The following is a 13,816-nucleotide window of genomic DNA, read 5'->3' as shown; positions in this document are numbered from 1 at the left end:
AAGGGAGAAAAGGATGTCCACTGCGAATGAGCAAGGAAGTCAGCTCAGCACTCAATCCAATAGCGCGCTCTATGATTGCAATACCTTTAATCCAGAACGCAAAAAATCAAGATTATATAATGAAGATCTTGCCCCACTACAGCCTGAACAGCGTACTTGGGGTTGGTTTGCGATATTCAATGTTTGGTCCAATGATATTCAGAGCTTATTCGGTTATACCTTAGCGGCCTCCTTATTTTTGAGTTATGGACTGAATGGGTGGTGGGTCATGGCAGCGATTATCTGCTCAGGATTCATCGTCATGCTGATGGTCAACTTAACTGGTAAACCTAGTGTCAAATATGGCATCCCTTTTCCAGTCTTAATACGTGCCAGCATGGGTATCAATGGCGCTAACTTACCTGCCATCTTACGCGCTATTATCGGTATCTTTTGGTACGGGGTGCAGACCTACTTTGCCTCAACTGCAGTTGCCATTTTGTTGACTATTGTCATAGGTAGCCCAGATACGACATTTTTAGGCTTGAATAGTACCGCTTGGATTGCCTTTGTCATCGTTTGGGTATTTCAGATTTTACTGTTTTGGGCAGGCATCGAGCCGATCAAGCACTTTTTGAATTGGGCAGGACCGCTAGTCTATGTCGTTATGGTCATCCTGATGGCCGTCATCTGGTATCAATCAGGCTCTGAGTTGTTACCTGCGATTAACTCTATCTTCGCTAGTGGCAGCGATTATAGTGGAAATTCCATACAGGCATTTACTGCTATCGTCGGTACGATGGTTGCTTATTTTGCAGCAGTCGTCATAAACTTCGGTGATTTCTCACGATTTTTGCGTAGTGAGCGCGATATGCGCTTGGGTAACTTACTCGGTTTGCCGATTAACATGGTATTTTTCTCGTTCATCGCCTTGGTCATTACCGCTGGAACCCTAGTAATATTTGGCGAAGCATTGACCAATCCATCGGATATTGTTGATCGTGTGGATTCTCTACCCTTGACCATTATTGCAGCGCTGACCTTCTTTGCCGCAACCGTCGGTATCAATATGGTTGCAAACTTTATTCCCCCTGCTTACGATTTGGCTAACTTATTTCCTAAGCATATTAACTTTCGCATGGGCGGTTTAATTACTGCTGTTATCGCCTTTTTCGTTGGTGCATTGTGGTTATCATTCATCAGTAAGATCGGTATTGTCGGTTTTGTAAATACTATTGGTGCGGTCATCGCTCCATTCTTTGGTATCTTAGTCATCGATTATTACCTGATTAAACGTCAACATATCGATATGAATGACTTATTTTCCGCTCACCCAACTGGTGCATATTACTACTACAAAGGCTGGAACATCCGTGCGCTTATCGCCTTTGCAATCGGCGCTTTATTCCCTATCGCCACGGTATTGATACCCGCACTGACTAAGCTTGAAGGTTATGGTTTCTTATTAGGCGCGGCAATAGGTGGCATCGTGTATTGGGTATTGATGCGCCCTTATGCAGTAGATCCTGACACCATAGTAGAATAAGGCAGTGAAGTCAGAAACATGAAGTGCAAGAGTAGAATAAAAAATAGTTATTACATGTCTAACAGACCTATTACTCTGTTTTTATAAAGGATAAAACACCATGAAAAAAAAGATAACCAGCGACTTTGATCAAGCCGCTTATCCACGCGATTTAAAAGGCTATGGCGACCATCCACCCAAAGCCAATTGGCCGGGCGGCGCTAAGATTGCCGTACAGTTTGTGCTAAATATCGAAGAAGGCGCAGAGAACAGTGTCTTGCATGGCGACGGTCAGTCAGAACGTTTTTTATCAGACGTTTTAGGTACGCCAGAATTTAACAACCGCCATCAGTCGATTGAATCCGCCTTTGAATATGGTAGCCGAGTGGGTGTTTGGCGCGTACTAGATACTTTTAAAGAATATGGTTTACCTATTACTACCTTTACTTGTGCAGCCGCTGCCGAAAAAACACCGCATATTGTCGAGCGTATTCTAGAAGATGGTCATGAGATTGCCAGTCACGGATTGCGCTGGATAACCTATCAATATATGTACCGCGAGACCGAGCGTGAACATGTGCGCCGCGCCACTGAAATATTTGAGCGGATGGTCGGCAATCAGCCTCTTGGCTGGTATACCGGTCGCGATAGCCCAAATACTCGCGAGCTGGTCGCAGAACAAGGCGGCTACATTTATGACTCTGACTCTTATGCTGATGAGCTGCCGTACTGGCTCAATGTTAAAGTAGAAGAAGGCAACAAAATTGCTCGCAAACCGCATCTGGTCATTCCTTATACGCTTGAGACCAATGACATGCGTTTTTCTTCAAGTCCTGGGTTCACCAATGCTGAACCTTTTTATCAGTATTTAAAAGACAGCTTTGACACTCTATATGAAGAAGGTCAAGACACTCCCAAGATGCTAACCATTGGTTTGCATTGCCGCATCATTGGTCGTGCTGGTCGCATTAAAGCGCTTAAACAGTTTTTGCAATACATCACCAGTAAACCCGACGTTTGGATCTGCCGCCGCGATGAAATCGCCAAGCACTGGTATGAAAATCATCCAGCCACGGCTGATAACACCGCCAACTGGATGTAGCCGTAACAACAATCATAAGACGTATCATCATATTAATAAGCACGTACATAGTATCAACCACGTAAGCTAACGGATGATACGCTCAAGGTGGTTGATACCTGAGTGCTGTAATTGCTTAAAGATGACATCTTATATCCGGTATTTCCTTAGCTCAAATCGAGCTATCACTTAATAAGTTGCTAGAACAAATAAATAATATTGCTAATTAATCTAAAGGTGAACTTATGAAAACCACACTCATTGCTAAACCTTTAACTAAAGCTGCTTTTGCTCCTTATGGCTCAGTGATTGAGCCTTATGATGATCAAGAAAAGTGCCCTGAAAACAGCTGGGATATCAATCGTGGCTTTGCCTGTCGTCATAATGCTATCTCAAAAGTCACTCATGATGGCGGAGAAGTCGGTTTTAGTATTTTCCGTACTAAAAGACGTGACTGCCCTATTACGTTATCGGTCATGGAATACCATCCATTTGGCACGCAAGCGTTCTTTTCTATGAATGGCACAGACTATATAGTCGTTGTGGCCAAAGCTGGCGATGCGCCTAAATCAGCTGATGATTTAGAAGTGTTTTATGCTCATTCGCATCAAGGTGTACAGTATGATGCCAATGTTTGGCATCATCCGCTACTGGCGCTAAAAGCGGATTGTGACTTTTTAGTGATTGATCGTATCAACGGCGAAGGTAACAATTGCCATGAATTCGAGATTGATGATTGGGAAGTTTGCATTGATATATCTGCTGAGCAGGCTAAAAATCAGGCCTAATGGCTATCGTCAACTGACGAAGAATTATGCTAATGTCAGAGCATTAATCATATAAAAAATCAAAGGTTCAGACACAAATTTATCGCGGCACCAAACCCCTAAGGAACACGAACCATGACAACAAAAAGTACTTATTACGCACCAACTGGCGGATTGCCTCCACAAACACAATTACTATCCGATCGTGCTATCTTCACCGAAGCTTATGCGATTATTCCTAAACGTGTACTAACCGACATCGTGATTAGTTATTTACCTTTTTGGACAGGCATGCGCATGTGGGTGCTTGCACGTCCTTTAAGCGGTTTCTCTGAAACCTTCTCACAGTATATCGTCGAAGTAGCACCAAATGGCGGCTCAGAAAAACCTGAACTAGATGCAAATGCCGAAGGCGTCGTATTCATCGTTGAAGGTGAAATGGACATGACGATTGAAGGCGTGTCGCATCATCTTGAATCAGGTGGTTATGCATTTTTACCACCTGGCTGCAAATGGACGCTAAAGAACAATAGCGACAAGCACGTCAAATTCCATTGGATCCGTAAAGCCTATCAACACTGTGAAGATATTGATGTGCCTGAAGCGTTTGTAACTAGCGATCACGATGTTGAAGCTATTGAGATGCCGGGTACTGATGGCGTATGGACAACCACTCGATTTACCGAGCAGTCTGATATGCGTCACGACATGCATGTGAATATCGTGACGTTTCAACCAGGTGGCGTGATTCCATTTGATGAAACGCATGTTATGGAACATGGTTTGTATGTATTAGAAGGTAAAGCCGTCTATCACTTAAACGGTGAATGGGTAGAAGTTGAAGCAGGTGACTTTATGTGGCTGCGTGCATTCTGTCCACAATCTTGTTACGCTGGTGGACCAGGTCCATTTAGATACTTACTATATAAAGATGTGAATAGACATATGCCGTTTATTCGCCCAGTAAAATAAGCAATATAAAGGCTTAGTCGTTCATTCGAATCTATCATTCATTGTTCTTTAGAACACCAGCAAAATTTTTAATAGTAAAGCCAGCTCATTACGATTAGCTGGCTTTTTATTTTTATGCTGAAGTTAATATTTTTAAACAGCGCTTTAATCAAGCAATGCTAAAACATTCATCACTTTACTTGTTTTTTATGTACTACTGTACTAGAATACTGAAACAATATAGCCACTTACCTCTTTTTTATTAAGATTAAATATTATGAGCACTGACCCTTATCGTAGCTTGTTGACGCATTTAGCCCATTGCAATGACAGTAATGATATCGATGAGCTATTAACAGCGCTACTAACGACTAAAGAGCAACACGAGATTGCCAATCGCATCTGTATTTTTGATTTGCTCGAGCGTGGTATCACCCAGCGTGACATATCCGAACAGTTGGGCGTTGGCATCGCAACGGTCTCTCGTGGCGCCAAAGCCATGCAAATTCACGATGTAAGTGCACTGCTAGCCACCCACAGACAAGACAATTAACGCCAAGAATATTAGCTGAATTTATTTTATAAGACCTATTTGAATTACTTTGGACCTCGTTATGACCTCTCCTACACTACAATATGACCAGCCTGCTGCTATTGATATCCCAAGCAAGCCGCAGCGGATAAAGCTGACGCAAGATATTGATTTTTTTGCGTTATTCAAACGTATTGAGGGTGTTTTTGACACCTGTTATTTACTTGAATCCTTGGGCGAAGACAGTCATATGTCGCGTCATCATGCGATTGGTTTTGATCCAGTGATGACCATTGCCGCCATTGACCGCACGACGCTTGCCATTAGCGATAATAAAACTGCTGAAACCAAACATTATCAGACGGATAATCCTTATCAGCTTCTACGTACTATTACTCCGCAGCACGTTATTGCCCGTGAGCAAAGTGGCGGTCTTGTCGGCTATCTAGGCTACGACTGTGTCAATTTCTTTGAGCCAAGTCTAAATGCCAAGCCAAGCGATGATTTTGAACCTTTCAAATTTGGTGTCTATCTAGATGGCTTGACGCTCGATAAAATGACCGGTGAGATATTCTATTTTTATTACCCAACCGCTCAGCAAGACAATCGCATCGAGCAAATCAAAGCCTTACTTGATGTACCTATCCCAAGTTATAAACCGCCAACCGTAGAGTTTTTAGGTGATGGTATGAGTCAAGAAGAGCATGCTAAAGTCGTTATGCAAGTCAAAGAAGACATCATCTCTGGGCGTATTTTTCAATGTGAAGTCGGCTTTAAATCCAAATATCGTATTGCGGGCGATAAGATGCCAATTTATGAAAAGCTACGGGCAGTCAATCCATCACCGCATATGTATTTTATGAAATTTGCTCAGCAATGCATCATCGGTGCCTCACCTGAATTGCTATTTCGCCTGCGTCAAGGAGAGATGGAGACCTATCCGCTCGCAGGTACAGCCAAGCGTGGCGTTGATGTTGCTGAAGACCGCAAACTTGCCCGTGCCCTACTGAATGATGCCAAAGAGATTGCCGAGCACAATATGCTAGTCGATCTGCATCGCAATGATATCGGACGCGTCGCACAATTTGGTACGGTAAAAGTGCGTAATTTGATGGATATCAAACGCTTCTCACACGTACAGCATATCTCCTCTGAAATCGTCGGTATTCTGCACCCCGATGAGGATATGTTTAGCGCACTTGCCAGCAACTTCCCTGCGGGCACCTTGTCAGGCGCACCAAAAGTTGAAGCGATAAAAGTGATTAATGAGCTTGAACCAGATGGTCGTGGTGCTTATGGCGGCGCATTAGGATCCTTTAACTTTAACGGCGATTGTATTTTTGCCATTCCTATTCGCAGCTTATTTATCAATGGTGAATCGGCCTATGCACAGACTTGTGGCGGCAATGTGTACGACTCCAATCCTGCTGATGAATATCTAGAAATCCAGCGTAAGCTTTCTGCTATGAAAGTGGTACTAGACAGCTTTATGAACCAATAACCACATATAATTTATCAAAGAGTTGGCTACCCATGAATGTTTTAATTATCGATAATTACGACTCATTTACCTTTAACCTTTATCAATATATCGGTGAGATCTTGCAGACGATGGACAGTGATAAACAAGCAAATGTCATCGTCAAGCGTAATAATGAAATCACCTTAGCAGACGTACAAGCGATGAGTCTTGACCGTATTATTATCTCACCCGGTCCTGGGTCACCTGATGATCCTGCCTATTTTGGCATTTGTGCCGAAGTGATTGAAGTGATGGGTAAAACGACGCCACTATTAGGCGTTTGCTTAGGCATGCAAGGCATTGCTCATGTATTTGGCGGTGACGTGATACGCGCCAGTGTGCCGATGCATGGTAAAGTTTCAGCCATTCGTCATGATAGTGCAGGCATTTATAACGATTTGCCACAGGAGTTAGAAATCATGCGCTATCACTCATTGATGGTACAAGCAGATACGCTACCAAATTGTTTGACTGTCACCGCAGTCGTCGCCAATGATGAACATAATGATTTAGATTTGACTGAATCGGCGCTGGCTGGTGATGAGATAATGGGTGTGCAGCACAAAGACTATCCGATTCAAGGCGTGCAGTTTCACCCAGAGTCATTTGCGACCGAAGGTGCCAAGCGTTTATTGACGAATTTTTTACTTCAGGTGTAAATCACGATGCTTAAGCTGGTTTGGAGGATATGACGCTAAAGAGTAATAAGCTGAAGTGAAGCCTGCATCTAACTCAAATAAATTGCATTTTATGCCTAACTGACTTGTGTTAGTACTTAATTAACGCTTTAATGATAGACTGAAAAAACAAACAAAAGGCAGCCTTTAATCAGGTTGTCTTTTGTTATTTCAGCATATTATTAAGTAATCAGCCAGAAGGCTTGGACCGCTTATTCTTTGAACTTGGTAACAAATAAAAATAGAGAGCGATATGGCACATACCGATAGCGCAACGTCAGCACGGCAGTCATGGATAGGCACCATTCAAATCATTACAGCCGCTGTCTGCTGGGGTACTTTAGGGATATTCTCAACCTATCTCAACCAAAATGGCTTTAGTGGCTGGCAAACGACCATTTTACGTATCGTGACCGCTGCTCTTATCATCCTCGTTATGCTACCAAAACTATGGCCACAGCTAATAAAGTTGCGTCCAAAACAGTGGCTCGGACTGGCACTACAGTCGTTGATTGGTGTACTCGGCATGTCGGTTTGCTATTTTTTTGCCGTTATCTATGTCGGTGCTGGTCCTGCAGTCGCCTTGCTATATACTGCGCCCGTTTTTAGCTTATTATTTTCAGCATTCTTGCTTAATGAATCCATTACTCGGCAGTCAGCCCTACTGGCACTCATGGCAGTATTTGGTGTCGGCTTGACGATGTTAGGTGAGCAGGCGCAAGTCAACTGGGGTATTGCATTGGGTTTATTATCAGGCATATGTTATTCCCTATATGGGGTATTGGGTAAGCGCGCTATGCATGACGCGCACCCTGCTCCTTTAGTATTTTTTACCTCTATTATCATCAGTGCTGGCATACTGCTACTACTACCTGAAACCTATAAAACTTATGGACAATTACTAACCTTACCCTTATCTACTTGGGGCTATACATTAGGATTGTCTTTGATTGGAACCGTCGTACCCTTTGCGCTCTATATGAAGGCATTAGAGAAGCTACCTGCCACCCGTGCATCAGTGTTTACTATCTTTGAGCCTCTAACCGCGATTGCTTTGGCAACGCTATTACTGCATCAATCATTATCTTGGATTCAATATGTCGGCGTCATACTCATTCTGCTAGCAGCTTTATTTAATGCTGTGCTAAATGGTACTACTACTCGCGTACCACGTTGGCTAAAAAGACGGCAAAGGATTTAGTCGACATCCTATAATCACTTTTAATAGCCTTAGATTTCTTTCTGTTGAATCAAAAAAAAGCCCCTACTATGAATATAGCTGGGGCTTTTTATTTAGCATCTTTCAAGCTTATTACTGTTCAATACGCTGTAAAAACGCTTGCGTACGCGGATGCTTAGAATCCTCGAATAACTGCTTAGCACTGCCCTCTTCGACAATTTTACCATCTTCAATCAAAACCACATGATCAGCGACATCGCGGGCAAAATTTATTTCATGAGTAACAACAACCATCGTCCAACCTTCTGATGCCAGCTGTTTCATGGTTTCAAGCACATCTTGTACTAGCTCAGGATCAAGCGCAGACGTTGGCTCATCGAATAGTAGTAAAGACGGCTCAATCGCCAATGCACGAGCAATACCAATACGCTGCTGCTGACCACCCGATAGCTGAAACGGATAGAGATCTGCCTTATCAGACAAACCCACTTTATCGAGTAATGCTAATGCCTGCTCACGTGCTTGCGCTTTACTTTGCCCTTGTACCACCGTAGGTCCAAGCATTAAGTTTTCGATGGCTGTCTTATGTGGGAATAAATTATAAGATTGAAACACCATACCCGACTTACGTTGCAGCGCAAGTAAGGTTTTTTTCTTAGGTTTAGTGGCAAAATCGACCGTCAGGCTGCCATCATCAAAAGCGATGATACCTTGATCTGGAATTTCAAGCGCATTCAAACACCGCAAAAACGTCGTCTTACCAGAACCTGATGGTCCTAATATGACCACCACTTTGCCCTTTTCGATGGTCAAGTCGATACCTTTAAGCACTTGATTGCTCCCAAAGGCTTTATGAATATTGGTGACTTGAATCATAAGACGTCCACTTGCAAATTAAAAAACACATGGGTTAAAGGGGCGAGAAATATATCATGGGTTGATAGCGATATTATTTGGCAACATAACGATCAAGACGCGTTTCAAGCCTACCTTGGATAAAGGTCAAAAACAAACAAATACCCCAATAGATAACGGCCGCTTCGATATAGACCAACATAAACTCATAATTCCGCGCGGTGATAATCTGTGCTTGTTTAAACAGCTCAGTCACCAATACGAGCGATGCTAGCGAAGTATCTTTTACCAGACTGATAAAGGTATTAGATAGCGGCGGTACGGAGACGCGCAGTGCCTGCGGCAAAATAACATGGCGAAAGGTCTGCAAATACGTCAAGCCGACAGTCGAACCGGCTTCCCACTGTCCTTTTGGAATAGACAAAATGGATGCGCGCACCGTCTCTGACGCATAAGCACCAATATTTAGCGAAAAAGCGATAATTGCTGACGGAAAAGGATCAAGCTTGACCCCAACACTCGGTAACCCATAAAAGATAATAAACAGCTGTACCAGCATCGGCGTGCCGCGAATGGCAGACACATAGATGCGAGCAAGTCTGTACACAATCTCATGAACCCAACCAGCACGCGGCACAATACGAATCAGTGCCACGGTCAGCGCAATTGCCATACCGATCGCAAACGATATCAATGCCAGCGGTATCGAATAATAGATACCGCCTTTAAGCATCGGCCAAAAAGACGAGATAACAATCTGCGCCCGATCAGGACTCATAAACGGCAATAATGCCAATAAATCTGCTAACACTGACGTTATAGAAGCTAGCATTACTTTTGTTGACTTATATCAGCACCAAAGAATTCTTGGCTCAGTTTGGTGAGCGTTCCATCAGCGGCCAATGCTGCCATGGCTTCGTCTAATTTTGCCAATACTTCATCATCACCTTTTATCAATACCAAGCCTGAACCGGTTTGCTCACTGACAGGGGCCGTCAATTTAATCTCAAGCGCCGCATCTGGGAATTTTTTTAGATAATCCAAAATGGCAAGATTGTCATTCATGGTAAAGTCAGCGCGATCTTGTTTGACCAGCTGGATCGCTTGAGCCATACCATCAACAGGGATGACTTCAGCTTGATAACGCTCTGCAAGCTCACCATAGTTACTGGTCAGTGATTGAGCGCTACGCAGACCTTTTAAAGCCTCCCACGAGCTATAACGGTTATCATCTTTTGGGGCTAAAACCACTGCGCCCGACCAGCTATACGCTTGTGCTTTATCATATTTTGCTAAACGCTCAGGCGTGGTTAAGCTGACTTGGTTGGCAACCATATCAAAACGTTTGGCGTCCAAACCTGCGAGCATTGCATCCCACTGGGTTTCTTGAAACTCAACTTTAACGCCAAGTTTGTCAGCAACGGCACGCGTCACTTCGACATCATAGCCGGTCAGTTTGCCGCTCTCATCATGATAAGTGAATGGAGGATAAGTGCCTTCGGTACCGACGTTGATAGTGCCCCCGTTATTGATACGCTGTAGCAAATCAGAACCGCCACTTGCAGCGGTATCAGTTGCCTTGGTTTCAGCATCATTGGTAGGTGATTGACCACAAGCGGCAAGCAATACGGTACTTGCGGCAAGGGCTAAAAGCGTGCGACGTTTCATAAGACGTCCTTATCATAGTGAGTAAATAAAAGTGACTGAGTCAAATAAAGCAAAATATGTCCTGCCAATAAAATCGTACTGAAGAACAAGCAGATATCATCATAAATATCTGCTTGGTATTATTTGACTGTGACTGCTCAATTTGAGGATACACAGCATATTTTTCAATGCTGGTTTTATTTTATTCTTGAAAATTTGAGGCATTTTATGACAAATACTTATTCTAAATCTGCCCATTAAACACCTGCTCATGTGTATATTAACGCAATTTAGAAAGAATAAACGTACAAAAATAGTGAATATGCGTAAGGTTGTTATAGTTCACCTGAAAACTGGTACCGCTCACCTGCGTGCCACATTTTGACAAAAGTCAGTACTTGACCCGCTGAGTAAGTTTGACGACAAAGTACCAATGTAGGCGACTGCGCGGTAATCTGTAGTAACGCTGCAATCTCATCGGGTGCGGCTAGTGCTCGAATAGTATAGCTACCACGCTCCAATGGGCTTTTGGCAATGAGATAATCACTGGTATTGACCACGCTAAAATCTTGCTCGATAAACTCTGGAACCTTTAGAGCATCTACCCAACGCTCTTCAAACTGTATCGGCTGACCATCTGCAAAATGGATGATCTTAACCTCATATAAAACAGCGGCTTCGCTATCAATACTTTTACCTTCTTTCGATTCAGAAGTTTCAACCACCTTCTCAAGACCAAATTTACGCCGTAGCTCATCGTTTAGCATAGCAGCAGTCATGCCACGCTTACTGACAACTTTTGCTTGATAATCACGATTGGCAGACTTTAAGTCTTGGGCAATATTACGCACTTCTACAAATGTATGATTAAACTGCTGCTGCGCAACAAACGTCCCCGACCCTTGACGGCGCTCCAATACTCGCTCTTCGCTCAATTCCTTTAAAGCACGGTTGACCGTCATACGAGAGACGCCAAACTCTTCTGCCAACGCCATTTCGGTAGAAATCGCATTGCCCGCTTGCCATTTACCTGAATGGATATTGTCCAATATCGCATTTTTAATGCGTTGATATGCCGGAATCGTCTTTGTCGTATCCATTTTTAACCGTTAGTTTTACCAATAAGAATAGCGTCATAGTAACACGAGATAATCATACAAACCTCAGCAAAACCATATGGCAGCTGCATGTTTGTCTAATCACTCACAAAAACAATGCAGCAATAAAGAAAAAAAACTTGCATGAAAAAATGATTCCTGATAATTTGTATATACAACTTTACGGCAGTGTAAATAAATTTAGCAGACTGACCGTATAAGACTCACTTTGATTGCCATATTGCCTCAACAGATATCATAAGGATAGGATCATGACTACTGATAATGGATTGAACAAAACCCCTGAATATACTCGCCGTGACGAGAGTCGCAATATTGCGGCGCCAACTGGCAGCACACTACACTGCAAGAGTTGGCTGACCGAAGCTCCTTATCGTATGTTACAAAATAACCTGCATCCTGATGTGGCTGAAAATCCAAAAAGCTTGGTCGTCTATGGCGGTATTGGACGCGCTGCCCGTAATTGGGAAAGCTATGATCAAATTTTAGCGTCACTCAAAGAATTAGAAGACGATGAAACCTTATTGGTGCAATCTGGCAAACCAGTTGGCGTTTTTCAAACCCATGAAAATGCGCCGCGCGTATTGATTGCCAACTCCAACCTTGTCCCGCGCTGGGCAACATGGGAGCATTTCAACGAGCTCGATCGTAAAGACTTGTTTATGTACGGTCAAATGACTGCGGGCAGCTGGATTTATATCGGCACCCAAGGCATCGTTCAAGGCACTTATGAAACCTTTGTCGAAGCTGGTCGTCAGCATTATGACGGTAGCTGGGCAGGACGTTGGATTTTGACCGCTGGTCTTGGTGGTATGGGCGGCGCTCAGCCACTAGCCGCGACCTTTGCTGGAGCCACCTCTTTAAATATCGAGTGTCAGCAGTCTAGTATTGATTTCCGTTTGCGTACGGGCTACGTCGATAAACAAGCTGACAATCTTGACCATGCCTATGAGCTGATTAAGCAACATACTGCAGCTGGTGAAGCCGTTTCTATCGCCCTACTTGGTAATGCAGCAGACATCTTGCCTGAGATGGTAAAGCGTGCCAATGCAGGCGAAATCAAACCTGATTTGGTCACCGATCAAACCTCAGCACACGATTTAATCAATGGCTATTTACCAAGCGGCTGGACGGTTGAAGCATGGAAAGCAGCACAAGAAGACCCAGAGCAACATGCTACCTTAACCAAAGCTGCTGCCGCATCTTGTGCCGTACACGTACAGGCGATGCTAGACTTGCAGGCAATGGACATCCCAACGACCGATTATGGCAATAATATCCGTCAGGTGGCGTTTGATGAAGGCGTAAAAAATGCCTTTAATTTCCCAGGTTTTGTCCCTGCGTATATTCGTCCGCTGTTTTGCCAAGGCAAAGGTCCCTTCCGCTGGGTCGCATTATCAGGTGATCCAGAAGATATCTATAAAACCGATCAAAAAATCAAAGAGCTATTCCCTGAAAACCAACATATTCATCGCTGGCTTGATATGGCAAAAGAGCGCATTCAGTTCCAAGGTCTGCCAGCACGTATCTGTTGGTTAGGTCTAGGTGAGCGTGATAAAGCAGGTCTTGCCTTCAATGAGATGGTCAAAAACGGCGAGCTAAAAGGCCCAATCGTCATCGGTCGTGACCATCTGGACACCGGTTCTGTTGCCAGTCCAAACCGTGAAACAGAAAGCATGAAAGATGGCTCAGATGCGGTATCGGATTGGGCATTATTAAACGGTATGCTGAATGTCGCAGGCGGTGCTACTTGGGTATCATTACATCATGGCGGCGGTGTTGGTATGGGCTACTCGCAGCACTCTGGCATGGTCATCGTCGCCGATGGTACTGATGCCGCTGCCAAGCGCTTGGCGCGAGTACTGGTCAACGATTGTGGCTCTGGCGTTATGCGTCATGCGGATGCTGGCTATGAGTTGGCAATCAAAACTGCTAAGGATTACGGTCTGAACCTTCCTATGATTAAGTAATTCTCCATAGAC

13 protein-coding genes are annotated in these 13,816 nt (G+C 43.8%); 9 read left to right on the top strand and 4 right to left on the bottom strand.

All coding sequences use genetic code 11. From position 1 onward, the window contains the following. Positions 1-13 precede the first annotated feature (13 nt). The 8 genes from OEG80_RS02990 to OEG80_RS02955 all read left to right on the top strand — a co-directional run bounded on the left by OEG80_RS02990 (position 14) and on the right by OEG80_RS02955 (position 8,235). Positions 14-1,525, top strand: a complete 1,512-nt coding sequence (locus OEG80_RS02990; protein ID WP_263241675.1) for an NCS1 family nucleobase:cation symporter-1 — start codon at positions 14-16, stop codon at positions 1,523-1,525. A gap of 100 nt (positions 1,526-1,625) precedes the next feature. Continuing rightward, on the top strand, positions 1,626-2,606 hold the full coding sequence (gene puuE, locus OEG80_RS02985; RefSeq protein WP_011514239.1) for an allantoinase PuuE: 981 nt from the start codon (positions 1,626-1,628) through the stop codon (positions 2,604-2,606). A 224-nt stretch (positions 2,607-2,830) separates the two neighbouring features. Then, positions 2,831-3,373 (top strand): ureidoglycolate lyase, encoded by a 543-nt coding sequence (locus OEG80_RS02980; RefSeq protein WP_020444096.1) that lies wholly within the window; start codon positions 2,831-2,833, stop codon positions 3,371-3,373. Between the two features lie 114 nt (positions 3,374-3,487). Next, entirely contained in the window at positions 3,488-4,324 is an 837-nt protein-coding gene (locus tag OEG80_RS02975) for a bifunctional allantoicase/(S)-ureidoglycine aminohydrolase (protein WP_020444097.1), read from the top strand. A 256-nt stretch (positions 4,325-4,580) separates the two neighbouring features. After that, a complete protein-coding gene (locus OEG80_RS02970) occupies positions 4,581-4,856 on the top strand; it encodes a Trp family transcriptional regulator (RefSeq protein WP_011514242.1) in 276 nt (91 codons plus the stop codon). Positions 4,857-4,917: 61 nt separating this feature from the next. Next, on the top strand, positions 4,918-6,336 hold the full coding sequence (locus tag OEG80_RS02965) for an anthranilate synthase component I family protein (RefSeq protein WP_263241672.1): 1,419 nt from the start codon (positions 4,918-4,920) through the stop codon (positions 6,334-6,336). 32 nt (positions 6,337-6,368) lie between these two features. Continuing rightward, positions 6,369-7,016 carry an anthranilate synthase component II gene (locus OEG80_RS02960; RefSeq protein WP_020444099.1) on the top strand — a complete coding sequence of 216 codons (648 nt, stop codon included), beginning with the start codon at positions 6,369-6,371 and terminating at the stop codon, positions 7,014-7,016. A 271-nt stretch (positions 7,017-7,287) separates the two neighbouring features. Next, on the top strand, positions 7,288-8,235 hold the full coding sequence (locus OEG80_RS02955; RefSeq protein ID WP_263241671.1) for a DMT family transporter: 948 nt from the start codon (positions 7,288-7,290) through the stop codon (positions 8,233-8,235). 111 nt (positions 8,236-8,346) lie between these two features. On the opposite strand, the gene OEG80_RS02950 is transcribed toward OEG80_RS02955, so the two are convergent. From OEG80_RS02950 to OEG80_RS02935, 4 genes are all read right to left on the bottom strand, one after another. Continuing rightward, the gene (locus tag OEG80_RS02950) at positions 8,347-9,090 is read right to left on the bottom strand and encodes an amino acid ABC transporter ATP-binding protein (RefSeq protein ID WP_011514246.1); all 744 of its coding nucleotides are present in this window, start codon (positions 9,088-9,090) and stop codon (positions 8,347-8,349) included. A gap of 73 nt (positions 9,091-9,163) precedes the next feature. Further along, positions 9,164-9,901 (bottom strand): amino acid ABC transporter permease, encoded by a 738-nt coding sequence (locus OEG80_RS02945; RefSeq protein WP_011514247.1) that lies wholly within the window; start codon positions 9,899-9,901, stop codon positions 9,164-9,166. Further along, positions 9,901-10,737, bottom strand: coding sequence for an amino acid ABC transporter substrate-binding protein (locus tag OEG80_RS02940; protein ID WP_020444100.1), 837 nt, complete (start codon positions 10,735-10,737; stop codon positions 9,901-9,903). The genes OEG80_RS02945 and OEG80_RS02940 overlap by 1 nt, the downstream gene beginning before the upstream one ends. A gap of 314 nt (positions 10,738-11,051) precedes the next feature. Further along, the gene (locus tag OEG80_RS02935) at positions 11,052-11,816 is read right to left on the bottom strand and encodes a UTRA domain-containing protein (RefSeq protein WP_263241670.1); all 765 of its coding nucleotides are present in this window, start codon (positions 11,814-11,816) and stop codon (positions 11,052-11,054) included. Between the two features lie 269 nt (positions 11,817-12,085). Between OEG80_RS02935 and hutU the strand changes: the two genes are divergently transcribed. Continuing rightward, positions 12,086-13,804: a urocanate hydratase gene (hutU, locus tag OEG80_RS02930; protein WP_263241669.1), complete on the top strand. Its 1,719-nt coding sequence runs from the start codon at positions 12,086-12,088 to the stop codon at positions 13,802-13,804. Positions 13,805-13,816: the final 12 nt, after the last annotated feature.

The organism is Psychrobacter sp. SC65A.3, assembly GCF_025642195.1.
Taxonomy (GTDB): domain Bacteria; phylum Pseudomonadota; class Gammaproteobacteria; order Pseudomonadales; family Moraxellaceae; genus Psychrobacter; species Psychrobacter cryohalolentis.
This window is presented reverse-complemented; position numbering and strand designations above follow the sequence as displayed.

Excerpts from the sequence above, each read along its gene's own strand:
- hutU (WP_263241669.1), top strand. The coding sequence starts at position 12,086 with ATGACTACTGATAATGGATTGAACAAAACCCCTGAATATACTCGCCGT.
- OEG80_RS02970 (WP_011514242.1), top strand. The coding sequence starts at position 4,581 with ATGAGCACTGACCCTTATCGTAGCTTGTTGACGCATTTAGCCCATTGC.
- OEG80_RS02975 (WP_020444097.1), top strand. The coding sequence starts at position 3,488 with ATGACAACAAAAAGTACTTATTACGCACCAACTGGCGGATTGCCTCCA.
- OEG80_RS02935 (WP_263241670.1), bottom strand. The coding sequence starts at position 11,816 with ATGGATACGACAAAGACGATTCCGGCATATCAACGCATTAAAAATGCG.
- OEG80_RS02950 (WP_011514246.1), bottom strand. The coding sequence starts at position 9,090 with ATGATTCAAGTCACCAATATTCATAAAGCCTTTGGGAGCAATCAAGTG.
- puuE (WP_011514239.1), top strand. The coding sequence starts at position 1,626 with ATGAAAAAAAAGATAACCAGCGACTTTGATCAAGCCGCTTATCCACGC.
- OEG80_RS02940 (WP_020444100.1), bottom strand. The coding sequence starts at position 10,737 with ATGAAACGTCGCACGCTTTTAGCCCTTGCCGCAAGTACCGTATTGCTT.
- OEG80_RS02945 (WP_011514247.1), bottom strand. The coding sequence starts at position 9,901 with ATGCTAGCTTCTATAACGTCAGTGTTAGCAGATTTATTGGCATTATTG.
- OEG80_RS02960 (WP_020444099.1), top strand. The coding sequence starts at position 6,369 with ATGAATGTTTTAATTATCGATAATTACGACTCATTTACCTTTAACCTT.
- OEG80_RS02955 (WP_263241671.1), top strand. The coding sequence starts at position 7,288 with ATGGCACATACCGATAGCGCAACGTCAGCACGGCAGTCATGGATAGGC.
- OEG80_RS02965 (WP_263241672.1), top strand. The coding sequence starts at position 4,918 with ATGACCTCTCCTACACTACAATATGACCAGCCTGCTGCTATTGATATC.
- OEG80_RS02980 (WP_020444096.1), top strand. The coding sequence starts at position 2,831 with ATGAAAACCACACTCATTGCTAAACCTTTAACTAAAGCTGCTTTTGCT.
- OEG80_RS02990 (WP_263241675.1), top strand. The coding sequence starts at position 14 with ATGTCCACTGCGAATGAGCAAGGAAGTCAGCTCAGCACTCAATCCAAT.